Origin of the sequence: Pseudoflavonifractor sp. 524-17, assembly GCF_009935845.1 — a bacterium.
Classification (GTDB): domain Bacteria; phylum Bacillota; class Clostridia; order Oscillospirales; family Oscillospiraceae; genus Pseudoflavonifractor_A.
This window is the reverse complement of the sequence record NZ_QWEK01000019.1, coordinates 13,689-38,511: the sequence shown is the minus strand read 5'-3', so window position 1 is coordinate 38,511 and position 24,823 is coordinate 13,689. Positions and strand designations below refer to the sequence as shown.

The 24,823-nt window shown below is 59.2% G+C and carries 24 protein-coding genes; all 24 read left to right on the top strand.

Annotated elements, in window-relative coordinates:
* Positions 1-11 precede the first annotated feature (11 nt).
* The 24 genes from D1159_RS08460 (at position 12) to D1159_RS08345 (ending at position 24,798) form a co-directional block, all read left to right on the top strand.
* Positions 12-437, top strand: a complete 426-nt coding sequence (locus D1159_RS08460; RefSeq protein ID WP_161845236.1) for a SoxR reducing system RseC family protein — start codon at positions 12-14, stop codon at positions 435-437.
* A 1-nt stretch (position 438) separates the two neighbouring features.
* Positions 439-1,320, top strand: a complete 882-nt coding sequence (locus D1159_RS08455) for a DUF5685 family protein (RefSeq protein WP_161845235.1) — start codon at positions 439-441, stop codon at positions 1,318-1,320.
* Positions 1,321-1,357: 37 nt separating this feature from the next.
* Entirely contained in the window at positions 1,358-1,942 is a 585-nt protein-coding gene (locus D1159_RS08450) for a DnaJ domain-containing protein (RefSeq protein WP_161845234.1), read from the top strand.
* A 3-nt stretch (positions 1,943-1,945) separates the two neighbouring features.
* Entirely contained in the window at positions 1,946-2,467 is a 522-nt protein-coding gene (locus D1159_RS08445) for a hypothetical protein (protein ID WP_161845233.1), read from the top strand.
* A 110-nt stretch (positions 2,468-2,577) separates the two neighbouring features.
* On the top strand, positions 2,578-3,456 hold the full coding sequence (locus tag D1159_RS08440) for a YicC/YloC family endoribonuclease (RefSeq protein ID WP_243152189.1): 879 nt from the start codon (positions 2,578-2,580) through the stop codon (positions 3,454-3,456).
* A gap of 15 nt (positions 3,457-3,471) precedes the next feature.
* A complete protein-coding gene (locus D1159_RS08435; RefSeq protein WP_161845232.1) occupies positions 3,472-3,741 on the top strand; it encodes a DUF370 domain-containing protein in 270 nt (89 codons plus the stop codon).
* On the top strand, positions 3,738-4,397 hold the full coding sequence (gene gmk, locus D1159_RS08430; RefSeq protein WP_161845231.1) for a guanylate kinase: 660 nt from the start codon (positions 3,738-3,740) through the stop codon (positions 4,395-4,397). Before D1159_RS08435 ends, gmk begins: the two co-directional genes overlap by 4 nt.
* Positions 4,394-4,591 (top strand): DNA-directed RNA polymerase subunit omega, encoded by a 198-nt coding sequence (gene rpoZ / locus D1159_RS08425; protein ID WP_161845230.1) that lies wholly within the window; start codon positions 4,394-4,396, stop codon positions 4,589-4,591. The genes gmk and rpoZ overlap by 4 nt, the downstream gene beginning before the upstream one ends.
* 215 nt (positions 4,592-4,806) lie before the next feature.
* Positions 4,807-7,281 carry a primosomal protein N' gene (gene priA, locus D1159_RS08420; protein WP_161845229.1) on the top strand — a complete coding sequence of 825 codons (2,475 nt, stop codon included), beginning with the start codon at positions 4,807-4,809 and terminating at the stop codon, positions 7,279-7,281.
* A gap of 12 nt (positions 7,282-7,293) precedes the next feature.
* Positions 7,294-7,779, top strand: a complete 486-nt coding sequence (def, locus tag D1159_RS08415) for a peptide deformylase (RefSeq protein ID WP_161845228.1) — start codon at positions 7,294-7,296, stop codon at positions 7,777-7,779.
* Between the two features lie 3 nt (positions 7,780-7,782).
* Positions 7,783-8,709 (top strand): methionyl-tRNA formyltransferase, encoded by a 927-nt coding sequence (gene fmt / locus D1159_RS08410; RefSeq protein WP_161845227.1) that lies wholly within the window; start codon positions 7,783-7,785, stop codon positions 8,707-8,709.
* 7 nt (positions 8,710-8,716) lie between these two features.
* Positions 8,717-9,982 (top strand): mannosyltransferase family protein, encoded by a 1,266-nt coding sequence (locus D1159_RS08405; protein ID WP_161845226.1) that lies wholly within the window; start codon positions 8,717-8,719, stop codon positions 9,980-9,982.
* An 83-nt stretch (positions 9,983-10,065) separates the two neighbouring features.
* Positions 10,066-11,388, top strand: a complete 1,323-nt coding sequence (gene rsmB, locus D1159_RS08400; RefSeq protein ID WP_161845225.1) for a 16S rRNA (cytosine(967)-C(5))-methyltransferase RsmB — start codon at positions 10,066-10,068, stop codon at positions 11,386-11,388.
* Positions 11,389-11,398: 10 nt separating this feature from the next.
* Positions 11,399-12,493 (top strand): 23S rRNA (adenine(2503)-C(2))-methyltransferase RlmN, encoded by a 1,095-nt coding sequence (rlmN, locus tag D1159_RS08395; protein ID WP_161845224.1) that lies wholly within the window; start codon positions 11,399-11,401, stop codon positions 12,491-12,493.
* Positions 12,490-13,221, top strand: coding sequence for a Stp1/IreP family PP2C-type Ser/Thr phosphatase (locus D1159_RS08390; RefSeq protein WP_161845223.1), 732 nt, complete (start codon positions 12,490-12,492; stop codon positions 13,219-13,221). The genes rlmN and D1159_RS08390 overlap by 4 nt, the downstream gene beginning before the upstream one ends.
* A 13-nt stretch (positions 13,222-13,234) precedes the next feature.
* Positions 13,235-15,385, top strand: a complete 2,151-nt coding sequence (gene pknB / locus D1159_RS08385; RefSeq protein ID WP_161845222.1) for a Stk1 family PASTA domain-containing Ser/Thr kinase — start codon at positions 13,235-13,237, stop codon at positions 15,383-15,385.
* A 4-nt stretch (positions 15,386-15,389) separates the two neighbouring features.
* Complete coding sequence (gene rsgA, locus D1159_RS08380; protein ID WP_161845221.1) at positions 15,390-16,271, top strand: ribosome small subunit-dependent GTPase A; 882 nt, start codon at positions 15,390-15,392, stop codon at positions 16,269-16,271.
* Positions 16,256-16,909 (top strand): thiamine diphosphokinase, encoded by a 654-nt coding sequence (locus D1159_RS08375; protein WP_347563660.1) that lies wholly within the window; start codon positions 16,256-16,258, stop codon positions 16,907-16,909. Before rsgA ends, D1159_RS08375 begins: the two co-directional genes overlap by 16 nt.
* Positions 16,910-17,026: 117 nt before the next feature.
* Complete coding sequence (locus tag D1159_RS08370; protein WP_161845220.1) at positions 17,027-17,194, top strand: hypothetical protein; 168 nt, start codon at positions 17,027-17,029, stop codon at positions 17,192-17,194.
* 153 nt (positions 17,195-17,347) lie between these two features.
* Complete coding sequence (locus tag D1159_RS08365; RefSeq protein WP_161845219.1) at positions 17,348-18,880, top strand: SPOCS domain-containing protein; 1,533 nt, start codon at positions 17,348-17,350, stop codon at positions 18,878-18,880.
* Positions 18,881-19,037: 157 nt separating this feature from the next.
* Positions 19,038-20,516 carry a stage IV sporulation protein A gene (spoIVA, locus tag D1159_RS08360; protein WP_161845218.1) on the top strand — a complete coding sequence of 493 codons (1,479 nt, stop codon included), beginning with the start codon at positions 19,038-19,040 and terminating at the stop codon, positions 20,514-20,516.
* A gap of 166 nt (positions 20,517-20,682) precedes the next feature.
* Complete coding sequence (locus tag D1159_RS08355) at positions 20,683-21,114, top strand: ribonuclease Z (protein WP_243152193.1); 432 nt, start codon at positions 20,683-20,685, stop codon at positions 21,112-21,114.
* The gene (locus D1159_RS08350; RefSeq protein ID WP_161845217.1) at positions 21,111-21,980 is read left to right on the top strand and encodes a DNA/RNA non-specific endonuclease; all 870 of its coding nucleotides are present in this window, start codon (positions 21,111-21,113) and stop codon (positions 21,978-21,980) included. The genes D1159_RS08355 and D1159_RS08350 overlap by 4 nt, the downstream gene beginning before the upstream one ends.
* Before the next feature lie 37 nt (positions 21,981-22,017).
* Positions 22,018-24,798, top strand: coding sequence for an FAD-dependent oxidoreductase (locus D1159_RS08345; RefSeq protein ID WP_161845216.1), 2,781 nt, complete (start codon positions 22,018-22,020; stop codon positions 24,796-24,798).
* The last annotated feature ends 25 nt before the right edge of the window (positions 24,799-24,823 follow it).

Below are 24,823 nucleotides of genomic sequence, written 5' to 3'. Positions count from 1 at the left end.
TTGGAGGTATTATGGTACAAATTGCGAGAGTGACGCGGCTGCTGGGAGATGGACTGGCGGAAATTGCCGTCCAGCGGAAATCAGCCTGCGGGCACGACTGCACCAAGTGCGGCGGCGGCTGCAGCGAGATGCTGGTGCAAAACGAGGTAACTGCCAGAGCGGAGAATCCGCTTTGGGCCCAGCCGGGAGATCTGGTGCAGGTGGAGAGCGCCACCGGCCAGGTGATCTCCATTGCGGCGATAGTCTATCTGGTTCCGATGGCTCTCTTTTTCCTGCTCTATTTTGCGGGGCAGCATCTGTTCCGTAGCGAGGGAGCGGCGGCCGCGGCGGGTGTTTTTGGGTTTTGTCTTGGGATGGCGGGAGCTGTGGTCATTAACGGCGTGGTAAAGCGCCGGCGTATGACCTCTTTCCATATTACCGCCATTGTGGAGCCCTGAGTTGTTCGGCTATGTGCGCCCCTTCCACCGGGACATGAAGATCTGGGAGTGGGAGGGCTATCGGGCCGCCTACTGCGGCCTGTGTGATACCATCGGCCGCCGGCACGGCTTACCGGCACGGATGTTTCTCAGCTACGATTTTACGCTGCTGGCCATGCTGCTGTTGCCCCCGACGCCTAGGCCGGAGCTGGGAAAGTGCCGCTGTCCCGCCCGGCTATGGTGCAGAAAGAAGCCCTGTATCAGCCCGGCCCCAGGGATGGACACGGCAGCGGACGAGAGTGTCATCCTAGCCTATTGGAAGCTGCGGGACAGTGTGGCGGACGAGGGTTTTTGGAAGCGGCAGTGGGCTCGAATCGCGGCGTTGGTTATATCCCCGGCCTACCGGCGGGCGGAGCGGACCTGTCCTGCCTACGCCCAAACAGTGCGGGAATGTCTGGGACAGCTTCGGGCGCTGGAGATGGAAAACTGTGCGTCTCTGGACCAGAGCGCCGACCCTTTTGCCTGTATGTTGCAGGCAGCGGCGCCCGCCACAGGGAACCCAAGGCAGGATCGGGCTGTGGGCCAGCTTCTCTACCATGTGGGCCGCTGGATCTACCTGATTGATGCTTGGGATGATCTGGAGGACGACCGGACCCAGGGGAATTATAACCCGCTGCTGGTCCGCTTTCCCGACGGGCCGGAGGGTCATCGGGAGGAGGTGGCGGCCACGCTGCGGCACTCCCTCCGGCTTGCAGGCAGTGCCCTGGCTCTCTTGGATCTGGGCGGCTGGCAGGGGGTGGTGGAAAATATCCTGACTGCGGGCCTGCCGGCTGTTCAGAACGCCATATTCAACGGACGGAAGCTTGCGCCTGTCCGGTGTTTCGGGACTGAGAACTGGCATTAAACGAAGAAAACGGATACAAACATAGGAGAATGGATATATGACAGATCCCTATCAGGTTTTGGGCGTCAACCCCGGCGCGAGTGACGATGAGGTAAAACACGCCTATCGGGAGCTGGCTCGGAAGTACCACCCGGATAACTATCAGAACAACCCCCTGGCTGATCTGGCGGAGGAGAAGATGAAGGCGATCAATGAGGCGTACGACCTCATTGTAAAGCAGCGTACCAAGGGACAACGAAGCTATCAGAATAGCGCTCAGAGCACGGGGCAGCGTCAGAGTGGCTATTCAGGAAGCACCTATCAGCAGGTCCGTCAGGCCATCAATCTGGGAGATCTGGGCCGGGCGGAGCATCTGCTGCGGGGGGCGTCCGCCCAGGATGGGGAGTGGCATTTTCTTATGGGCAGCGTTGCCTACCGCAAGGGCTGGCTGGAAGAGGCCACCCAGTATTTTCAGACGGCCTGCCGGATGGACCCATCCAATGGAGAATACCGGCAGGCCCTGGCCATGATGCACAGCGGAGGTCAGCCCTTCCGCACCTATGGATACGCCCCCTCCACCTGCGACTGCTGTACCAGCCTGATGTGCGCCAACTGCCTTTGCAGTTGCTGCGGGGGATATTGAGCGATGAAATGTCCCCGCTCCATGGGCCAAAGGCTGGCCCGGCCCGGGCTGATGGCTGGCCTGTCTCTGGCTATTTTGTACGGCACGGCGCTGGTGCCCATAGGGCGGCTGGGAGTGGCTGCCGTAGCCGGCCTGCCTGTGGCTGCGGCCATTTTATCCGGCGGCATGGGCGCCGGCTTCTTCTGCTATGGGGCAGCCGGCCTGCTGGGCGGTATCATTGTGCCGGAGAAAAGCGGCGTGATGCTCTATGTAGTGCTGTTCGGGCTGTACCCTATAATAAAAGCCATGGGAGAGCGTACTGGCCGTCTCTGGATGGAGTTATTGTGCAAGGCAGCCTTTTTTAACGGCGCGCTGAGTGTGCTCTGGTTCGGGTTTCGGGGGCTGTTCCTGACCTGCCTGCCCCCTGTGCTGGATGAGATGCCCCTGATCTATCTGGTGGGAAATGTGATGTTCGCGGTGTATGACATCGGATTATCCCGGCTGATTGCCCTCTATCTGGTAAAAATTCAGCATCTGGTGGACTGAGAGACCTGGAAAAAAGAGAGAGAAAGTCTTTTCAAGCGGGAGAAAGTCTGTTATAATAATATAATATCATTTTACCGATTGATTTCTAAGAGAGAAGCGAGGGAGGCCCTTTGATCAAAAGCATGACTGGCTACGGCAGGGGAGAGGCGGTGGTTCAGGGACGGACCATCACCATAGAGCTGCGCGCTGTCAACAACCGCTATCTGGACTGCACCGTCAAGCTGCCCCGCATCTATATGTTCGCGGAGGACAGAGTAAAGGGAATGGTGCAAAAATGCATTTCCCGGGGCAAGGTTGATGTGTTTATCACCATTGGCCCGTCTGCGCAGGGGGATGTGAGCATCTCGGTCAACGAGCTTATGGCCGACGGGTATTATCAGGCGCTGTGCTCCCTGCGGGATCGGTATGGCCTAAAGGACGACATCTCCACCGTCGCCCTAGCACGGTTTCCGGATATCTTTCTGGTGGAGAAGAATCAGGTGGACCAGGAGGCCATCGCCGCCGGAATTACCCAGGTGCTGGAGCTGGCCCTGTCCGACTTTGACGCCATGCGCGTCCGGGAGGGGGAGAAGCTGGCGGCGGACATTCACAGCCGGGCTGAGACGATTGCTGTCCTTACTGGCAAGGTGGAGGCCCGTGCCCCCGGCATTGTGGCCGACTACCGGGCCCGGCTGGCGGCCAAGATGACTGAGGTGCTCCAAAATACCCAGCTGGATGAGAGCCGCATTTTGACGGAGGCGGCCCTGTTTGCCGACAAGGTGGCGGTGGACGAGGAGACCGTCCGTCTGCGCAGCCACCTGTCCCAGCTGGAGGAGATGCTGGCGGGAGACGGACCCATCGGCCGCAAGCTGGACTTTCTCATCCAGGAGTTCAACCGGGAGGCCAATACCATTGGCTCTAAGTGCAGCGACATTGAGACCGCCCGCTATGTGGTGGATATCAAGGCGGAGATTGAGAAGATCCGGGAGCAGGTTCAAAATATTGAGTGATTTGGGGGCGGGCGCATGAAGCTTATTAACATTGGCTTTGGCAATATGGTGTCCGCCGGCCGGCTGATGGCTATTGTGGGACCCGATTCCGCCCCTATTAAGCGAATGGTGCAGGAGGCAAAGGAGAGGGGGCGTCTCATTGACGCCACATATGGCCGGCGCACGAAGGCAGTGCTGGTGATGGACAGCGATCACATTATCCTGTCCGCGCTTCAGCCAGAGACTGTGGCGGGCCGTCTGGCCGGGAAAGAGACCAGCTTGCCTGCGGAGGAGGAACTGGAATGATACGAAAGAAGAAGACCCAGGGACAGCTCATTGTCCTGTCTGGTCCCTCTGGGGTGGGGAAGAGCACCGTGATTGCGGAGCTGCTCAGCGAGCGGGACGACATCTATTTCTCCGTCTCCTTTACCACCCGGCAACCCAGGGTGGGGGAGGCCGACGGGGTAAACTACAATTTCGTTTCCCGCGAGACCTTCGAGGGCATGATAGAGCGGGGGGAACTGCTGGAGTACGCCAAATATGTGGGCAATTACTACGGCACTTCCCTGAAAATCATCCAGGATAAGCTGAAAGCAGGGATCGATGTGCTGCTGGACATTGAGGTCCAGGGGGCTGCGAAAGTGCGGGCGAAATGTCCGGAAGCTGTACTGATTTTCATCATCCCCCCCACCTTTGAGGAACTGTCCCGGCGGCTGCACCGAAGAGCCACCGATCAGGAGGAAGTTATCCAGGACCGGCTGCAAAAGGCACGGGAGGAGTACGTCCAAATCCCCAACTACGATTTTATGGTCGTCAATGACAAGGTATCCGACGCGGCGGCGGAGATTATCGCCATTTTGACAGCGGAGAGCTGCCGGATCCGAAACCGGATCCACCTGGTGAGCGATGTTTCCCCCAATACCGCTTTGGAGCGAAATGAAAAGGAGATTGTTGCCCTATGATGTTGGAACCCCCTATGAATAAGCTGCTGGAGCAGGTGTCCAGCCGGTATATGCTGGTCAATGTGGTAGCCCAGCGCGCCCGTCAGATCGCCAATGAGGCGGAGGAAAACGGGATCCCCCTGGAGGAGAAGCCGGTCTCCCTAGCTATTAAGGAAGTAGCCGAGGGGAAAGTGACCCCTCAGGCCGAGGAATAAAGCGGAAAGGGCAAGCGCCAGGGGGATGGCCTCTGACGCTTGCCTTTTCCGAGATCTAGCGTCTGTTTGAAAACCTGCAAAACACCAAAAGGGTGGATCTTTTCCCTTGAGCGTCCCCAGTTTTTCTTGAAACCCATCAGGATTCCTGCAAAATTGCTTGTCAACAGATTCTAATGACTTTCTATCCATCAGACCTTGCCGGAAGGGGGCTACATGTGGAGCAGATAACGCTGGCGCGGGTGGCCCTCTCTGCCGCTACATACGCCATTGACAAACCCTATACCTATTCTGTCCCAGCGGAGCTGGCGGCGCGGGCTCTTCCCGGCGTGCGGGTGATTGTGCCCTTTGGGGCAGGCAACCGGCGGACCGAGGGGCTGATTCTGGCGGTAGAGACCGGCAGCACAGCAGATCCCCGGTGCAAGGCTGTGCTGACGTTGCTGGATGATTACCCAGTGCTGGACAGTGAGGGGCTGCGTCTGGCGCTCTGGATGCGGGAACGGTATTTTTGTACGGTATATGACGCGGCACGGGCCATGCTTCCCGCAGGGCTGTATTTCTCCCTCCAGGACCGGTACCGTCTGGCCGACGGAGTGGACCGGGAGCGGGCCTACGAAGCCGCCGGCAGCTCAAAGGGAGCCCGGACAGTGGTAGAGATGGTGTGCTCCCTGAAGTGGGTAGAGCTGGGCAAGATCAAGGCGGCGTTTGGCGCCAAGGACCCCGGCCCAGCCCTGCGCCGGCTGACAGAGCGAGGGATTCTGGTGCTGGAGACCAGCGCGTCCAGGGGCGTTGGGGACAAGGTGGAGCAGGTCGCCCGGCTGGCCATGCCGGCGGAGGACGCCTTGGCCCAGGTGGCCCCCCGGCGGCGCTCCGCCCCCATGCGCTATGCGGTGACGCAGCTGTTGTGTACCGTGGGGGAGGCCTCAGTGAAGGAGTTATGCTATTTCACCGGAGCCTCTGGCCAGACCATTCGCTCTTTGGAGAAGAGCCATATTTTAGAGCTGGAGCAGCGGGAGGTCTACCGGCGGGCCGTGACGGAGTCCGCCGCTCCTGCGGAACCGGTGGTACTCAACGAGGAGCAGCAGGCGGCTTTCGAGGGCCTGAATGAGCTGGTCCGGCGGAAGGAGCCCGCCGCCGCTCTGCTGTACGGCGTAACCGGGAGCGGAAAGACCCAGGTCTACATCCGCCTGATTGAGGAGGCGCTGAAGTCGGGGCAGGGGGCTATGGTATTGGTACCGGAGATCGCTTTGACCCCCCAGATGCTCCACAGCTTCACCGCCCAGTTCGGCAGCCGGGTGGCAGTGCTCCACAGCTTGCTCCGGGCGGGAGAGCGGTATGACGAATGGAAGCGGGTGCGCTCGGGACAAGCCGATGTGGTCATCGGTACCCGCTCGGCGGTATTTGCTCCTATAAAAAATCTGGGGATTATCATTCTGGATGAGGAGCAGGAGGGGAGCTATAAGTCGGAGAATGTACCGAAATACCATGCCAGGGAGGTGGCCAAATTCCGCTGCCGGCAGCACGGCGCGTTGTTGGTGCTGGGCTCGGCGACGCCGTCCATTGAATCCATGTATCTGGCCAAGACTGGGGTATATGCTCTCTTTCAACTGAAGAACCGGTATAACCGGCAGGGTCTGCCAGAGGTGGAGATTGCTGATCTCCGGCAGGAGCTGAGAGAGGGGAACGGCGGAGCCGTCAGCCGCCCGCTGGCGGACGCCCTGGCCGAGGCCATGGAGCGGGGGGAGCAGAGCATCCTGTTTCTCAACCGCCGGGGGGCCAGCCGGATGGTCTCCTGCGGGGAGTGCGGGGAAGTGCCGGTGTGTCCCCGGTGTTCTGTCTATCTCACCTATCACTCCGCCAACGGCCGGCTGATGTGCCATTATTGCGGCCACTCAGAGCGGGTGCCGGAGTGCTGCCCCCACTGCGGTGGAACCCTTACTTTCCTGGGTGTGGGAACACAGAAAGTCCAGGAGGAGCTGGAGGCCCGCTTCCCCGGCCGGGAGATCCTCCGCATGGACGCGGACACCGTCTCGGCTACCCATTCCCACGAGGCGCTGCTGTCCCGGTTTGAGAAGGATAAGATTCCGGTTCTGGTGGGCACCCAGATGGTGGCCAAGGGGCTGGACTTTGAAGGTGTAACCCTTGCAGGAGTGGTGGCGGCGGACTTGTCTTTGTATGTGGACGACTACCGGGCGGCGGAGCGTACCTTCTCTTTGCTCACCCAGGTAGTGGGCCGGGCAGGCCGGGGCGGCCGGACCGGCCGGGCTGTCATCCAGACCTATACTCCGGAAAACGATGTGATTGCCTTTGCCGCCGCCCAGAATTACGACGGTTTTTATGAGCAGGAGATTGAACTGCGGCGCCTGCGGGGCTGTCCCCCGTTTCGAGATCTCTTTCTGCTGACGGCCTCCGGGACGGAGGAGAGCGCCGTGCTCCAGACTTGTATGCGCCTGCGCCGCAGTCTGGAGGACTGGCTCCGCCGGCCGGAGTTCCGGCCCTATGAGACCCAGATTTTAGGTCCTGCCCCAGCACCTGTGGCAAAGGTGAATAACCGCTACCGCTACCGGCTGACCTTGAGCGGAAAGAATGACAAAACCATGCGCGCTTTGGTAGCACACCTGTTGCGGTGTGCACAGGCAGATAAAAAGAACCGGGGAGTAGCCGTCCACGCGGACATCAACCCACTGGACTAGGAGGATATTTTCATGGCAATTCGAGGGATTTTAACCGACACTGACCCGGCACTGCGGAAGGTCTGCCGGCCGGTAGTAAACTTTGACCGGCGGCTGTGGGACTTGCTGGACGACCTGAAGGAGACGCTGGCCAAGGCCAACGGCGCGGGGCTGGCCGCCCCCCAGATAGGTATTCTCCGCCGGGCGGTAATCGTGATGGATGATGAGGACCAAATGCTGGAGCTGGTGAATCCGGAGCTGGTGTGGACGCGAGGGGAGCAGGACGGCTTTGAGGGGTGCCTCAGCGTTCCCGGGCGCTGGGGTAAGGTGAAGCGGCCCATGCGGGCCCGGGTAAAGGCCCAGGACCGTATGGGGAACTGGTTTGAGGCGGAAGGGGAGGAAATTGTGGCCCGCTGTTTCTGTCACGAGCTGGAGCATCTGGACGGACACCTCTTTATCGACCACACGGATCGCCTGTACACCAACGAGGAAATGGAACAGCTCTTGGAAGAGGAGTAAGAGATGCGGATCTTTTTTATGGGTACACCTGCCTTTGCGGTGCCCTCTCTAGAAAAACTGATAGAGGCAGGGCACTGTGTGGCAGGGGTGTTCACCCAGCCGGACAAGCCTAAAAACCGGGGAATGAAGCTCCAGCCGCCGCCGGTAAAGGAGTGCGCCCTGGCCCACGGTATCCCAGTCTTTCAGCCGGAAAAGCTCCGGGACGGGCTCGCCCTGGCCGAGATCCAGGCGTTGGAGCCGGAGCTGATTGTGGTGGCGGCCTATGGGCGGATCCTGCCGGACGAGATTTTGAAATGCGCCCCCTTGGGTTGTATTAACGTCCACTCATCTCTGCTTCCCCGGTACCGGGGGGCGGCCCCCATCAATTGGGCCATTCTAAATGGAGACATTGAGACCGGTGTGACCATTATGCACATGGCCCACGAGCTGGACGCGGGAGATATCATTTCCCAGGTAAAGACACCGATTACCCCAGAGGAGGACGCTGCCGCGCTCTACAACCGCCTGGCGGAACTGGGGGGATGCTTATTGATAGAGACGGTGGCAGCTCTGGCCGCCGGTACTGCCGGGCGTACTCCGCAGGACCCGTCTCAGGTGACTCTGGCCCCCATGCTGAGCCGGGCCCTGTCCCCAGTAGACTGGACTCGAAGCGCCCGGGCCATCCGGGATCAGATCCGGGGGCTGGTGCCCTGGCCCGCTGCTTCTACAGATACCCTCACTGGGGAGCCCATGAAGCTGTGGCGGGCGGAGTGCGCCCAGCAACGCACCGCCGCCGCGCCGGGAGCTGTTGTGGCCGCTGGGAAGCAGGGGATTGAGGTGGCCTGCGGCGGCGGCGAGGTGCTGCGCATTCTGGAGCTCCAGCCCGCCGGGAAAAAGCGGATGAAAGCTGCGGATTTCCTCCGGGGACATCCCATTTCCGTCTCGGAGTAACCGTGAGATGGGACTGTGGAATATTGCCGTCTCTGGGGTGATTCTGGCACTGGGTACAGTACTGGTGTTCCGCTGGCTGGCTGTGTGTGGCGTACCATTCAAGCGAATTTCCCTCCCGCCAGCGGGAACCAGAGTTGCGGTTTCGCCGGGGGAGTGTGCCAAAGTATTCGGCGGGGCGCTCCTCTTCCGTGTGCTGGTATTCGGTTTGGCGGCAGCGCTGGCTACGGCCCTGGGCGTGATGGGCGCCCGCAACCCGGTAACACTGTGGGAGCGTTGGGATGGACTGCACTATGTCCGTCTGGCGGAGCTGGGCTATGGTGGCTATGTAGAGGACGGACAGCACCTATTTTTGGTGTTCTTCCCCTTGTATGTATGGTTGATCCGCCTGCTGGGCCTTGTAGTGCCCAATACCGCGGCGGCGGGACTGGCAGTCTCTTGGTTGTGCTACGCCGGAGGATGCGTGTACCTGTATTGTCTGGCAGCCTTGGACTATGGACGGGAGACGGCGGTAAAAGCAATATGGTTTCTGTCCATTTTCCCCTACAGTTTCTTTTTTGGTGGCATTATGACCGAAGGTCTGTTCTTGCTGACCACCGCCGCCGGGCTGTATGCCATCCGCCGCCACCGATGGTGGGAGGCGGGAGTGTGGGGAATTCTAGCGGCGCTGACCCGGATGCACGGCCTGCTGCTCATCGGTGCGGCTCTGGCGGAGTTGGTTCAGGAGGCAAAACTGTTCTCCCAGCGGAGAGAGGGGCTGCGGGCCGCAGGAAAAAGAATCCTCCGGTGTCTGCCGGCAGTATTCCTGCCAGTTTTGGGTACAGCGATCTACTTCGTGCTGAACTGGAGAATAGATGACAACCCATTTGCCTTTACAGTTCATCAGAGACACTGGAGTCAGGGCTTTTGCTGGATCTCCAAAACCTTGGGATATATAGTAAAGAACACTTTGAGCTACCCCAACAAAGTTGTTCAGCTGGAGCTGTGGCTGCCTACGTTGCTGTTGTTTATCCTGTTTTTTGCCGGGCTGTGGAGCGCAGAGCGGAAGCATCGGAGTATGTACACTCTTTACGCCTTTGCCTGCCTCTTTTTGGACTATTCCCTGTCCTGGCTGCTGAGTGCCGGGCGGTATCTGTCCTGCGCCCTGCCCTTTTTCCTCTTTCTGGGTGTATGGGCCAGGGGAAAGCCGAAGAGAACGGCAGCAGTGAGCATAGGAATGCTGGCACTTTCTGTAGTGATACTGAGCCGTTTTTTAAGTGGGGGACAGATTATGTAATAGATTCCTGCGGGTGGGAGTCAGTGAGAAAATTTCTGTTTTAAAGGATAGACTGGGCGCCTCCGGGCGCGGGGAGACTGCATATGGAACAAAAAAAGACCGCGCGGGAGGCGGCACTCCTGGCGCTGACAGCCTGTGAGCGCCAAGGCGCCTGGGCGGACGGCACGTTGAAAAAAATTCTGCGGGAGACCGGCCTGGACAGCCGGGAGGCGGGCCTGGCCACCCGTTTGTGCTTTGGAGTGCTCCAAAACCGGATGTGGCTGGATTTCCATCTGAGTCAATTCTCCAGCACGTCCCTGGATCAGTTGGACTGCTGTGTGCTGGGGGCGCTGCGTCTAGGGACGTATCAGATGCTGTGCATGGATCGGGTGCCGGTCCATGCGGCGGTCAATGAGTCGGTCAATCTGGCCCGGAAATATGCGAAAAATCCCCGGGCGGCGGGGCTGGTAAACGGGGTGCTCCGCGCTCTGGAGCGCTCTAAAGGGGAGCTGGCCCAGCCGGAGGATTGGTCCATTCGTTACTCCCATCCCAAATGGCTTGTAGATGCGTTGGATCAGGCTCTGGGTGGTGTGGGGACGCAGGCGCTTTTGGCCGCCAATAATGCCCCCCCGCCCACGGTGGCCCAGGTTAATGCCCTTCGCTTCTCCACAGAAGAGGTCTTGAGTCTTTTGAAGAAGGAGGGGATTGAGGCCCAGCGCCACCCTTGGGTGCCGGACTGCCTGCTCCTCCAGGGCACGGGAAACCTGGAACAGTGCAGCGCTTTTCAGGCGGGGGCGTTCCTGGTTCAGGACAGCGGGGCAAAGCTGGCGGTGTTGGCCGCAGGACCGGAGCCAGGAATGCGGGTTTTGGATGTGTGTGCCGCCCCTGGCGGGAAATCCTTTGCCGCGGCCATCCGGATGGGAGACCAAGGGAAGATCTGCTCCTGCGATATTCACACCCATAAGGAGCGCCTGATCCAGGCGGGGGCCCGGCGGCTGGGCATCTCTATGATTCGTACTGCCATTCAGGACGGAAAGAAGCGCCGCCCAGAGTGGGAAAACAGCTTTGACCTGGTTCTGGCAGACGTGCCTTGCTCCGGACTTGGCATTATTCGTAAAAAACCGGATATCCGCTACAAGGATCCCAAGCCGCTGGAGGGTCTACCTGATGTGCAGCGGGCTATTCTGGACAATGTGTCGGCCTATGTCAGGCCGGGCGGGGTGCTGTTTTACGCCACCTGTACGCTGCTGGAGCGGGAAAATGACGCTGTGACAAAAGATTTTCTTGACAGGCATTCTAACTTTACATTAGAATACTTCCAGCTGCCGGATCCCATTGGCGGGGTGGAGCGGGGCGCGATTACCCTGTGGCCCCACCTTCACGGCACAGACGGCTTTTATTTCGCCAAGCTGCGGCGGAAGGCATGAGGAATTGCATATGACAGACATCAAATCAATGGATATGGCCGAGCTGTCCGCCTTTTTTCAGGGGCTGGGGCAGCCAGCCTTTCGGGCCAGGCAAGTATTTCGCTGGCTGCACCAAGGCGTGGGAAACTTTGACGAGATGACCAATCTCCCCAAAACGCTGCGGGACGGGTTGACCCAGACCTGTATCCTGTCGCCGCCTGTCGTGGAGCGAAAGCAGGTCTCAGTCCAGGATGGCACCATCAAGTATCTGTGGAGGCTGGCGGACGGAAACTGTATCGAGACTGTTTTAATGCGCTACCAGCATGGGAATACGGTGTGTATCTCCAGCCAGGTGGGGTGCAGGATGGGGTGCGCATTCTGCGCCTCCACAATAGCTGGCAAGGCAAGAGACTTGACACCGGCTGAAATGATTGATCAGGTGCTCTTTACTCAGCTGGACTCTGGCGCGCCCATCTCCAACATTGTGCTTATGGGGATCGGGGAGCCGCTGGACAATTTCGACACGGTGATGCGCTTTCTGGCGCTGGTCAATCATCCTGGTGGGCTGAATATCGGAATGCGCCACATCTCTTTATCTACCTGCGGGCTGGTTCAGGGAATTGACGCCCTGGCGGAGCGGGAGCTTCAGCTGACTTTGTCCGTATCTCTCCATGCCCCTGACGACGAGACCCGATCGCGGATCATGCCGGTGAACCGGAGTGTGGGGGTGGAGCGGCTCTTTGAAAGCTGCCGCCAGTACTTTGCGCGCACTGGCCGGCGTATCTCCTACGAATATGCCATGATTGACGGTGTCAACGATTTCGACTGGCAGGCGGATCTGCTTGCGGGTCATCTAAAGGGGACGCCGGGACATGTAAATTTGATCCCCCTCAACGAGGTGAAGGAGAGTCCCCTGCGGCCCAGCCGTCGGGTGGCCGCATTCCAAAAGCGGCTGGAGTCTCACGGGGTGACCGTTACCGTCCGCCGGAAGCTGGGAGGAGATATTGACGCCTCCTGCGGACAGCTCCGCCGCAAACAAATGCTGGCAGAAGGGGACGGACGTGAACAAAATCCAGGACGGGAAGGAACGATTGGAGAAAGAAAGAGAGGAGAGGTGTCTGTATGATAAGAGCATGGGGAATTACCGATAAGGGCGCGGTACGGCAGCAAAATCAGGACGCCTATTATTTGGATGTTTTATCGAACCACCTGGCGGTTGGCGTAGTATGCGACGGCATGGGCGGCGCCAAGGCAGGCAATATCGCCAGTATGCTGGCGGTGGAGGCGTTTACCCAAAGCCTCCGGCAGATCCCGCCCACCGCGCCGGAGGATCCGGAAGCGCTGCTGGCCCAGGCCAGCATGAGCGCGAACCAAGCGGTCTACCACAGGGCTAGAACCAACCCAGACTGCCGGGGCATGGGGACGACCATTGTGGCGGCGCTGATTACCCCTGAGCGAGCCTATTTGCTAAATGTAGGGGACAGCCGGGCATACTATATCAACGCTGGACAGATTCATCAGGTAACCCGGGATCACTCCCTGGTGGAGGATATGGTGCGCCGTGGGGATATTACCCAGGCGCAGGCCCGGAACCACCCCCAGAAAAACCTGATCACCCGGGCCCTGGGCACGGAGGAGCATGTCCAGGCCGATTTCTTTCGTCAGACGCTGGAATCAGGCAGCCGTCTGCTTCTTTGCTCTGACGGGCTGTCCAACGTGGTTGAAGACCAGGAACTCCTCTATGAGGTCCTCTACGGCGGTCCCAGCGAGGAGTGCTGCGGCCGTCTGCTGAATATCGCACTTTCCCGGGGCGCGCCGGACAATGTGACCTGCGTCCTTTTCCAGTTTGAGTAAGGGGGTAACGACTGTGGATCGCTACATAGGGAAATTACTCGATAACCGATATGAGATCCTGGAGCGGGTGGGCACCGGCGGCATGGCGGTAGTGTATAAAGCGCGCTGTCACCGGCTCAACCGGCTGGTAGCCATTAAAATCCTGCGGGAAGAGCTGGCCCAAGATGAGGAGTTCCGCCGCCGGTTTCACGATGAGTCTCAGGCCGTGGCCATGCTGTCCCATCCCAATATTATGGCGGTATACGACGTCTCCCGCTCGGACCAGCTGGATTATATTGTGATGGAGCTGCTGGACGGTATCACGCTGAAGCAGTATATGCAGAAAAAAGGGGGAAAGCTGTCCTGGAAAGAGGCCCTTCACTTCATCATGCAGATTATGAAGGCCCTGTCCCACGCCCACAGCCGCGGCATCATTCACCGGGACATCAAGCCCCACAATATCATGGTACTCCGGGATGGAAGCGTCAAGGTGACAGACTTTGGAATTGCCCGGCTCACCTCCGCCAACCAGAACACCATGACTCAGGAGGCGCTGGGTTCTGTTCACTATATCTCGCCGGAGCAGGCCAGAGGCAGCCATATTGACGCCCGCTCGGACATCTACTCCGCCGGCGTGGTGCTCTATGAGATGCTCACCGGCCGCCTGCCCTATGAAGGGGAGACGCCGGTGGCGGTGGCCATTCAGCACATCAACTCCATCCCGCTCTCACCCAGAGAGCTGGATCCCTCCATTCCTGAGGCAATGGAGGTTATCACCCTCCGCGCGATGGCCTCTGACGTAAACAAGCGTTATATTTCGGCAGATGCCATGCTGTACGATCTGGAGGAGTTTCGAAAGAATCCCGGCATTAACTTTGACTTGGCGGCGGGGACGTTCAGTGTCAGTGACGACGTGGATGAGCCAACCCAGCTTATCGGGGCCAATACCCCCAGCGCCATCACCAACGGAGGCCGGCGGGTGAGCCGGCCCGAGCGGCCACCAGATGAGTCCACCCAGCGCATTCCCCGGCATACTTCCAACGGCCACCAGGGGAGCGGTCGGCCGGGCTACTATGAGGAGGCGCGCCGTCCCAGCCACACCGCCGGCCGGCGGGAGGAGATAGAGGAGGAGCGGCAGAGCCCCTGGCCCATTGTGGTAGCGGTGGCGGCTATTCTGATCTTCCTGGGCGGCATCTTCTATTTCCTCTATACCGCCTTTTTCAAGCCAATCAACACGCCACCGGAGCAGATCAGCGTACCTAACGTTCTGGGACTGACTTTGGAGCAGGCCCAGCAGCAGCCAGATGTGGTAGACCAGGGATTTATCGTAAAAATCGGCGGAGATCCCATCGACAGTGAGCATCCGGAAAATACCATTGCCCAGCAGGACCCCATTGGCGGCACTTCTATCCGGGACAGCGAGGAGAGCAAGGTGATCACGGTCTATCTGAGCAAGGGCAGCGAGAGCTACGTGATGGAGGATTTCTATAATACAGAGTTTACCCTGGCGGAGACCAAGCTGAACAATCTGGGGCTGAATCTTCAGATCAAGCGAGAAGATGAGCACCACGAAGAAGTAGGCATGAATCAGATTTTCAAGCAGGATCCAGACTTCAACAGCCCACTGACAGAGGGGCAGACCGTCACCCTCTGGGTGAGCAAAGGCCCGGAGCAAAATACAGCGCCTATGGTGCCCTTCGCCGGACAAAATCTGGCCTGGGCCGAGGCCACGGCGAGAAAGATGAACATTAAGCTGGATGTGAAGTACCAGTATGACGATAAGGTGAACGAGGGTCTCATTATTGAGCAGAGCATTCCCACTGGCGATCTGGTGGCAGAAGGCGCCACCATGACCATCTGGATCAGCCAGGGGCCGGAGCCGGAACCCTCCCCCACGCCGACGCCCACTCCCACACCCACACCTACCCCAGTCCCCGAGGTGACGCCGGTGCTGCCCACAGGAGAGCCGCCAGTCCAGTCCAGGCAGGAGACGCTGGTGGTTACGCTGCCCACCGGTGGGCCGGAGACGGTCTATATAGAGGTGACGGTAAGCGGCTATGTCGTCGTGGCGGACTACTATCCCACGCGGCCGGGGACGGCCCGTATTCCTGTTCCGGTAGAGAGCGCCAATGACGCGATTTTCGTGACGGTAGACGGCGAAGTCGCGGACTTTTACAAGGAATAACCGCATGTCGGATGGTATCATCTTAAAAGCGCTCAGCGGCTTCTACTATGTGGATGACGGGGTGCAGATGGTGGCCTGCCGGGCCCGGGGGAGATTCCGCCACAACGGCCTCACGCCGCTGGTGGGGGATCGGGTTTCCTTTACCGACCTGGGCGACGGAGCCGGGGCGCTGGACGCCATTCTGCCCCGGCGCAATGAATTTTACCGGCCAGCGGTGGCTAATATTGACCTGTTGGTGGTCGTTGCCTCGGGAGCGATTCCGGTAACAGCTCCCTTTCTCATTGACCGGGTGGTATCCATCGCCGAAGGGCGGGAGTGCGAACCGGTGATTTGTCTGAACAAGTGCGACCTGGACCGGGCGGAGGCGCTGTACCAAATCTATGACAAAGCCGGATTTCCCACCCTGCGGGTCAGCGCGGAGACAGGTGAGGGCATTGAAACCCTGCGGGATATAATCGCTGGAAAGTCTTGTGCCTTTACAGGGAATTCCGGGGTGGGAAAGTCAAGCCTTCTCAACGCCCTGGAGCCGGGGTTCGGAATACAGACCGGTGAGGTAAGTGATAAACTGGGGCGGGGCCGGCATACCACACGCCATGTGGAGCTGTTTCGCCTGTCCAATGGAGCGGTAGTGGCGGATACCCCTGGGTTCTCCTCCTTTGATGTGGACAAAATGGAGCTGTGCCGGCCAGAAGCACTGCAAAGTACTTTCCGGGAGTTCCGGCCCTACTTGGATCAGTGCCGGTTTCAAAGCTGTGCCCACGTGAAAGAGAAGGGCTGCGCTGTTCGGGAGGCTGTAAAGGCGGGGGCCATTGCCCCCAGCCGCCATGCCAGCTACGTGCGGCTTTATGAGCAGGCCAGGGAGGTGCCGGAGTGGAAACGCAGATGACAGGGATTGTATTTGGATCGGCGCCTTGCGGGGATTGGTCCTTTCTCTCTGACTATTTAAAGGAACCTTACCAGGTCTTCTGTGCTGACGGAGGCCGGCACGGCGCCCAAGCGGCCGGTCTGCGGCCGGACTATCTCATTGGCGATTGGGATTCCGGCGGCGCGCCGGAGAAGGATATCCCCAGTATCAGCCTGCCCCCAGAGAAGGACATGACGGATTTGCAGGCCGCTCTGGCGCTGGCCCTGGAGAAGGGATGCCGGAAGCTGATTCTATGCGGCTGTATGGGCGGACCACGGCTGGACCACACGGCGTCCAACCTGATGATTCTGGAGTGGCTGGCACGGCGGGGTGGGAAGGGTGTCATTGTGGATACCGATAGTGAGGTACGCCTGCTGGACAGCGAGAGCTTTGTCCTGGACGGATCCGCCCCCCGGTATCACTACTTTTCCCTGATCCCGCTGGATCGGATGGTGTCCGGCATATGGCTGAGGGGGACAAAATATCCGCTCCAAAATGCCCTTCTTACCCGGGGCGACACCTTTTCCGTGAGCAATGAGCCCACAGGAGACCGGACCGAGATCACCATCGGACGGGGCCGGGTACTATTGATCCGCAGCCAGCGGGAGGAGATAGAATAGAGGATTTTTGAGAAAAATCGGAACAGACGGCCGTTCTCCGCGTATACTGGACTAGAACGGGGCCGGACCGAGAGGGTTCGGCGCCTGTCAAGTCAAGTAATGAGGGGGGCGGTCGTTTTGCCGTCTTGGATAAACAGGCAGACCCTAGGCTGGGCGGCGGGCGCGGCCGGCGGCTTGGCGTTGATGCTCTTTCCCGGCAGCGTGATTACGCTGGGGATCGGCATCGCGCTGGGCTACCGGGGGCATAGCTGGCTGGAGCAGACAGAAAGGAGTGTGCAGCAGTGAAGATCGTCGTGGTACGTTCGCCAAAGGCCCTGCGAGGGATCCTCCGCACAGTATTTGGACTGCGGTGAGAGGGGAGGCATAACCCCGTGGGAACCAGCATATAGTATCCCAAACCAAAAAGGCGGATGTGCCTTTCAAAGGGAGTGGAATACGATGGAGCTGGAATTGGAACAGACCCAGGTAAACGGCTATGAGGCGGTGCTGGATACCACCGTCTGCCAGGAAGAGACCATGGAGATGATTGTGCCGGACGCCTGTCCGGATATCCTCCGCATTGTAGACACCGAGGGCTGGGTGGAGCTCACCAGCCGGGAGGCCATGGAGGGCCGCGCAGAGCTGTCCGGCAGTGTAAAGGCCGTGGTCCTCTACCTGCCAGACGGGGAGGAGGGGATGCGCCGTCTGGAGGTGTCAATTCCCTTTGTATGCGCCGCCGACAGCCCCCAGCTGAACAGCAGATGCAAGGTCACCGCCGTCCCCAGGGTAGAGAGTGCGGAGACCCGCAGCTTAAATCCGCGAAAGGTGCTGGTGCGCGTGAGCCTGGCGGCGGAGGTGCAGGGCTATGCCCCCTTGGAGGAGACGGTGTATACCGGAATCAGCGCTGGGGAAGAGGCCTGCATCGAACAACTGTGTGAGACATGTCGTACATATGGCGTGGTGTGCGTCCAGGAAAAGCCCTTTAACTTCTCTGACGACGTGACACTGTCCAGCAGTAAGCCTCAGGCTGTTGAGCTGCTCAAGCAGCGCCTGAGCATTGTGTGCAGCGAGTCCAAGGTGATCGGCAACAAGCTGATCTTTAAGGGAACTGCCAACCTCCAGATTTTCTACCGTGGAGAGGATAATGGCCTATGTGACAGCGTATTTGAGCTCCCGTTTTCTCAGATCATGGAGGTCTCCGCCGCCGGAGAGGAGGCGGACTGCACGCTGGAGATCCTCCCTACCGTGGTGCGCTGTACTTTGGAGAGCGGGGGAGAGGGACGGACCATCCATGTAAACCTCGACCTGCTGGCCCAGGCGGTGCTGCGGGAGGAGCGGAGCTTTTGCCTGCTCACCGACCTCTACAGCACCGCCTATGAGGCGGAGACAGAGGTCCGGACGCTGAAGCTGGAGCACCTGGCGGATCAGGGCGTCAAGACGCCTGCCATTCGGGAGGTGCTGGAGCTGCCCTGTCTGGCAGACAATGTATTGGACGCCTACTGTGCGATTGGCCGGGTGGCCCAGAGCAGGGAAGGGGATCGGCTTACCTTGGAGACGGATGTCCATGTGACTGTCCTCTATCGCAGCGACGCCGGAGAGATCGACAGCGCCAGCCGCCGTTTCCAGGTGCCGTGTACCCTGGAGCTGCCTGCGGGATGTACCTGTATCTGCCGGTGCCGGTGTCCGGAGGCGGTCTTTGCCACACCGGCCAGCGGTGGGGTTGAGATCCGGTTGCCCGTGGAGTTCTGCTATCTGGCTGTACGCAGGGAAGAAACCTCCGGGGTGTGCAATGTCCGCATTGACACGGAATGCCCCAGAAATCACGACAGCCAGCCCTCCATTGTGCTTCGTATGGTGAGCCGGGGAGAGCGGCTTTGGGACATCGCAAAATGCTACGGCACCACCGCCGCCGACATCCGCCGGGCGAACGCGCTGGAAGAGGATGGTCAGCCAGACGGCCAGCTTCTGCTGATCCCCCGCAAACGAGTCTAATGCCAAGAACCGCAGTGTGAACCGCTGCGGTTCCTTTTTCGTCCGATGGACAGGAGGACGCGGAGAAAGACGGTGAGGCAGGCATATTTCAAGGCTTATCCCCATAGCTATATAGAGAAAACGACCGGCGCTGCGGCAGCCGAAGGAGGAATTGGAATTGGAAGATCATAAAATCTACGAGGATATTGCCCTGCGGACCGAGGGCGATATCTATATCGGCGTAGTCGGACCGGTGCGGACAGGAAAATCCACCTTCATCAAGCGGTTTATGGAGACCATGGTCATCCCAAACATTGAAAATGTATACCGGAAGGAGCGGGCCAGGGATGAGCTGCCTCAGAGCGGATCCGGGCGGACCATCATGACGGCGGAGCCCAAGTTTGTCCCGGAAGAGGCGGTAGAGGTATCCATGGAAAACGGCGCCTCCTTCTCAGTGCGGCTCATTGACTGCGTGGGCTATATGGTCCCCGGCGCCACCGGCCAGATTGAGGATGACGCCCCGCGAATGGTGACCACCCCCTGGTTTGACTATGAGATTCCCATGATGGAGGCCGCCGAGATCGGAACGCGGAAGGTGATTGCGGAGCACTCCACCATCGGCATCGTGATTACAACCGACGGTACCATCACGGACATTCCCAGAGAGGACTACCTGGAGGCGGAAGAGCGTGTAATCTCAGAGCTGAAGGAGCTGGGGAAGCCGTTTCTGGTTGTACTTAACTCCGCCTACCCCGCCTCTGAGCGGGCCCAGGCCATCCGGTCGGACCTGGCCTCCCGGTACGACGTGACCTGTGTGGCCGCCAACTGCCTGGAGCTGGAGGAGGGAGACGTCACCGATATCATCCAGGGAGTGCTGTACGAATTCCCGGTAAAAGAGCTGGATCTGTTTCTGCCCCCCTGGGTAGATGCGCTGTCCTACGACCACCCCATCAAAAGCGAGCTTTACAGCGCAATCCGGGAGGGTGCGGAGGGGATGCGGCGCATTCGGGATGTGAAGCAGGCGGTGGACGCCATCGGCAGCTGCGAGAGTGTCAGCAACGCCTGCATCACCAACATCAGCCTGGGCACCGGGCTGGCCGCCGCCACGCTGGAGCTGCCCCGCAGCCTCTTCTATGACACCATCTCTCAGCAGTCCGGCTTTACCATCCATGACGACGGGGATCTGCTGGGCCTGCTCACCGAGCTGTCCCATGTAAAATGCGAGTATGACAAGGTGGCGTCGGCGCTGGAGGATGTCAAAGACTCCGGTTATGGCATTGTTATCCCCAGCACAGATGAACTGGTGCTGGAAGAGCCGGAAATTGTCCGGCAGGGAGGGCGGTACGGTGTGCGCCTAAAGGCAAGCGCCCCATCTATCCATATGATCCGGGCGGATATCGAGACCGAGGTATCGCCCATTGTGGGCAATGAAAAGCAGAGCGAGGAGATGGTCAATTATCTCCTGCAGGAGTTTGAGGGGGATACCAAGGCCATCTGGAAATCCAACATCTTTGGAAAGTCCTTCCACGAGCTGGTCAGTGAGGACTTGAACGCCAAATTGAAGCGGATGCCGGAGGATGCCAGAGGCAAGCTTCAGGAGACCCTTCAGCGCATCATCAATGAGGGATCCGGTGGGCTTATCTGCATTATTCTGTAGCGGCAGTCCGGGAAACACTCTATGGACGGCTGGGAGACTATTTTATCTCTCAGCCGTCCTGCCGCGGGCAAAGCAAATGTTCCGGTTCCCTTTGCGGATTTAGAAGAAACTCTTGTCACCATACCGGCCAGGTGGTATAATTCTCCAAGGAAGAGTCCGAATTTTGATGGAACCAGCGGGGGATAAGATGATTGCTATCGTGTGCATTGACGATAAAGGCGGGATGCTGTTTCACGGCCGCCGGCAGAGCCGGGATCGGGCGGTGCGGGCGGATGTGATTCAGATGACTGCCGGCCGCCGTCTCTGGATGAACGCCTACTCCCAAAAGCAGTTCTCTGGGGAGAATGTGGAAGTGACGGTGGACGAGCGTTTTTTGGATCTGGCGGAAGAAGGGGAGTTCTGCTTTGTGGAGGACCGGCCCATCCGCCCCTGCCTGGACCGCCTGGAGCGGCTGGTGCTCTACCGCTGGAACCGGATCTATCCCGCTGATGTCTCTCTTGATATATTTGCAGATATGGGGAGCTGGAGACTGGCAGAGACCTGCGAGTTCCCAGGCCATTCCCATGAGATCATTACAAAAGAGGTTTACATCCTATGAAAAAATGGAAACGGGTCCTGCTGCCTGCGCTGCTGACCCTCTGCCTGTTGCTGGCCGGCTGTGAACAGCTGGTCTATGCCCAGCCACAATCCGCGGCACCGGCCGCCGTATCAGAGGATATCCCTGCCTTTTCCGGGGAACCCTATGTGGTGCTGAATAACAACCAGCCTGACTTTCCAGCGGAGGACAAGACCACCAATTCTTTCGAGTCCTACAGCCCTCTGGACGATTTGGGCCGTTGCGGCGCGGCTTACGCCAATATTGGCGTGGACCTGATGCCCACCGAGGGCCGGGGGAATATCAGCCAGGTGAAGCCCACAGGCTGGCAGAGTGTAAAGTATGACTGTGTAGACGGCAAAAGCCTGTACAACCGCTGTCATCTCATCGGCTTCCAGCTGACGGGAGAGAACGCCAACCGGGAAAACCTGATTACCGGCACCCGCTATATGAATGTAGATGGGATGCTGCCTTTTGAAAACATGGTGGCGGACTACGTGAAGGAGACGGAGCACCATGTGCTCTACCGGGTGACCCCTGTATTTCAGGGGGAAGAGCTGGTGGCCAGAGGAGTGCAGATGGAGGCCCAGTCCGTAGAGGACGATGAAATTCTTTTTAATGTGTTTGTGTACAACAACCAGCCGGGGGTTGGCATCGACTATGCTACCGGCAACAGCTGGCTGGAGGAAACCTCCGCCGGCAGCGGGGAGGAGATGCGCTACATCCTCAATACAAACTCCAAAAAGTTCCACCTTCCGGGGTGCTCCGGGGCTGAGAGTATCAGCAAGCGCAACCGGGAGGAGTATACCGGCAGCCGTCAGGCCCTGTTGGATCAGGGGTACGCAGCCTGCGGAATCTGCAATCCATAGGAATAACCATCAGATATGAGAAGAAAGGGTGCAGGAGATGAAGACATTTCAGTTAAAGAAGGGCTTCCACTTTACGGGAGCTGTTGACCACGATCTGCGGGTGTTCGACATTATCATGTATACGGAGTTTGGCACCACCTATAACTCCTATGTGCTGAAGACGGAGCACCATACCGTTCTTTTTGAGACAGCCAAAGTGAAATGCCTGGACAGCTGGCTGGAGAAGGTAGGGGAGATCGCGCCCATCGAGTCGGTGGACTATCTGGTGGTGAGCCACACAGAGCCGGATCACAGCGGCAGTGTGGAACGGCTGCTGGAGCTGAATCCCCGCATCAAGATCGTGGCCACCGGGTGCGCGCTGAACTTCCTGAAGCAGATTGTCAACCGGGACTTCTACTCCATCGCGATCCAGGACGGCCAGACCCTGAAGCTGGACGGCAAAACGCTGGAGTTTCTTGTGGTCCCCAATCTGCACTGGCCTGATACCATGTATACCTATATTCAGGAGGACAAGATCCTGGTCACCTGCGACTCCTTCGGCTCCCACTACGCCATGGACGACGTTCTGGTCAGCAAGGTGACTGATCGGGAGGGGTATCTCCGGGCCACAAAGTACTACTATGACTGCATCATCAGCCCCTATAAATCCTTCATGCTGGACGCACTCAAGCGGATCCGGCCCCTGGAGATTGACATGATCTGCCCCGGGCACGGCCCAGTGCTGGACGCAGATATTCCCTGGATGCTGGATACCTACGAGAACTGGTCTACCGTAATCAATCCCAACCCCAAGCCCACAGTAATTATCCCCTATGTCAGCGCCTACGGCTATACCGGCCAGCTGGCCCAGGTCATCGCCGAGGGGATCCAGGCCAGCGGAGATATTGCTGTGCGCCTCTATGACATGGTGACGGCGGACGGGGCCAAGGTGGCGGAGGAGCTGCTCTACGCCGATGGGTTCCTTCTGGGCACGCCTACCATCGTGGGAGAGGCGCTGAAGCCCATCTGGGACCTGACTACAGGGATGTTCGCGGCAACTCACGGCGGAAAACTGGCCAGCGCCTTTGGCAGCTATGGCTGGAGCGGCGAGGGTGTGCCCCATATTATGGAGCGGCTGAAGCAGCTCAAGCTGAAGACAGTGGACGGCCTGCGCATTCGCTTCAAGCCCAGTCAGGCGGATCTGGCCAAGGCAAGAGAGTTCGGCGTCAATTTTGGATTGGCGCTGCTGGACAATGAGAAGCCTATCCAGCGCAAGCCAAAGACCAAGGTCAAGTGCAAAATATGCGGTGCGGTCTTTGACGAGGGGACAGAGATCTGCCCTGTGTGCAAGGTGGGGCCGGAGCACTTCATCCCCCTGGCGGAAGAGGCGCCCGCTGAGCCAAAGACCGGCGGGAAGGTCCGCTGCAAGCTCTGCGGCGCCATCTTTGACGGGGATAAGGAGCAGTGCCCTGTGTGCGGCGTGGGCCGGGAGTACTATGTCCCTCTGGAGGAGAAAAAGAATCAGAGCAAGGGAACCCGCAAGCTGGTCAAATGCCTGGTCTGCGGTGAGATTTTTGACGCCTCTATGGATACCTGTCCTGTGTGCGGCGTAGGACGGGATAAGTTTGTGGAGGTAGCGCAGGAGATCGTGGCTTTCCGCAACGACACCCAAAACCACTATGTCATTTTGGGCAACGGCTGCGCCGGCGTCAGCGCCGCGGAGGCCATTCGGGAGCGGGATAAGACTGGACGGATTGTCCTCATCTCCAACGAGGGACCAGCCTACCAGCGTCCTATGCTGACCAAAGCTATGCTGTCCGGCCTGACGCCGGAACAAATGGCCATGCATCCTGTCGGATGGTATGAGGCGCGGAACATTGTACAGGTTCTGAACCGCCAGGTCACAGGGATCGACAGCGGCAAACGGGAGATTATTTTGGATGGCGGCCAGCGGTTGAGGTATACAAAGCTGATCTATGCTCTGGGCAGCGAGTGCTTTGTGCCGCCTATTCCGGGCCATGAAAAAGAGGGCGTGGTGGCAATCCGCCGCACGTCCGACGTATCCAAGATCCAAGCCATGGGCACAGGTCTGAAGCGGGCGGTGGTCATCGGCGGCGGTGTGCTGGGTTTGGAGGCCGCCTGGGAGCTGCGCAAGGCAAACTGTGAGGTGACAGTTCTGGAGCTGGCACCCCAGATTATGAGCCGCCAGCTGGATGACACCGCCGCGGAATGCTTGCTGAAGCAGTGTGCCAAGGTGGGGGTGCGGGTGGAGGCCGGTGTGCAGATCAGTGCCATAACTGGCGGCGATCAGGTCACCGGGGTCCAGCTGGGCACCGGAGAGGAGATTCCCGCCGATCTGGTGGTAGTATCCTGCGGTGTCCGGGCCAATACCGCCCTGGCCAAGGAGGCGGGAATTGAGACTGACCGTGCCATCGTGGTTCGTGAGTCCATGGAGACCAATCTGCCTGGGGTCTATGCCTGCGGTGACTGCGCCCAGTTCAAGGGGAGCAATTTCGCCCTGTGGCCGGAGGCGCAGGCGCAGGGGAGAGTGGCGGGCGCCAGCGCCACCGGCGATCTGGTGTCCTACCAGCCTATAACCCCTGTCCTGTCCTTCCACGGGATGGAGACCGAGCTGTTCTCTCTGGGCGATCCAGGCAAAGATCCCAATGTGGTCTATAAGACGGTGGAGATCCGGGACGATACCCAGAAGCAGCTGGAGCGGTATTACTTCTCCAACGGCCATTTGTGCGGTGTGATTCTTATGGGAGATCTGTCTAAAATGGCGGATATGATCGCAGCGATTGAGGAGAAACGGTCCTTTGGGGCATTTTTCGCCTAACGCAGAACGTATGGAAACAGGCTGG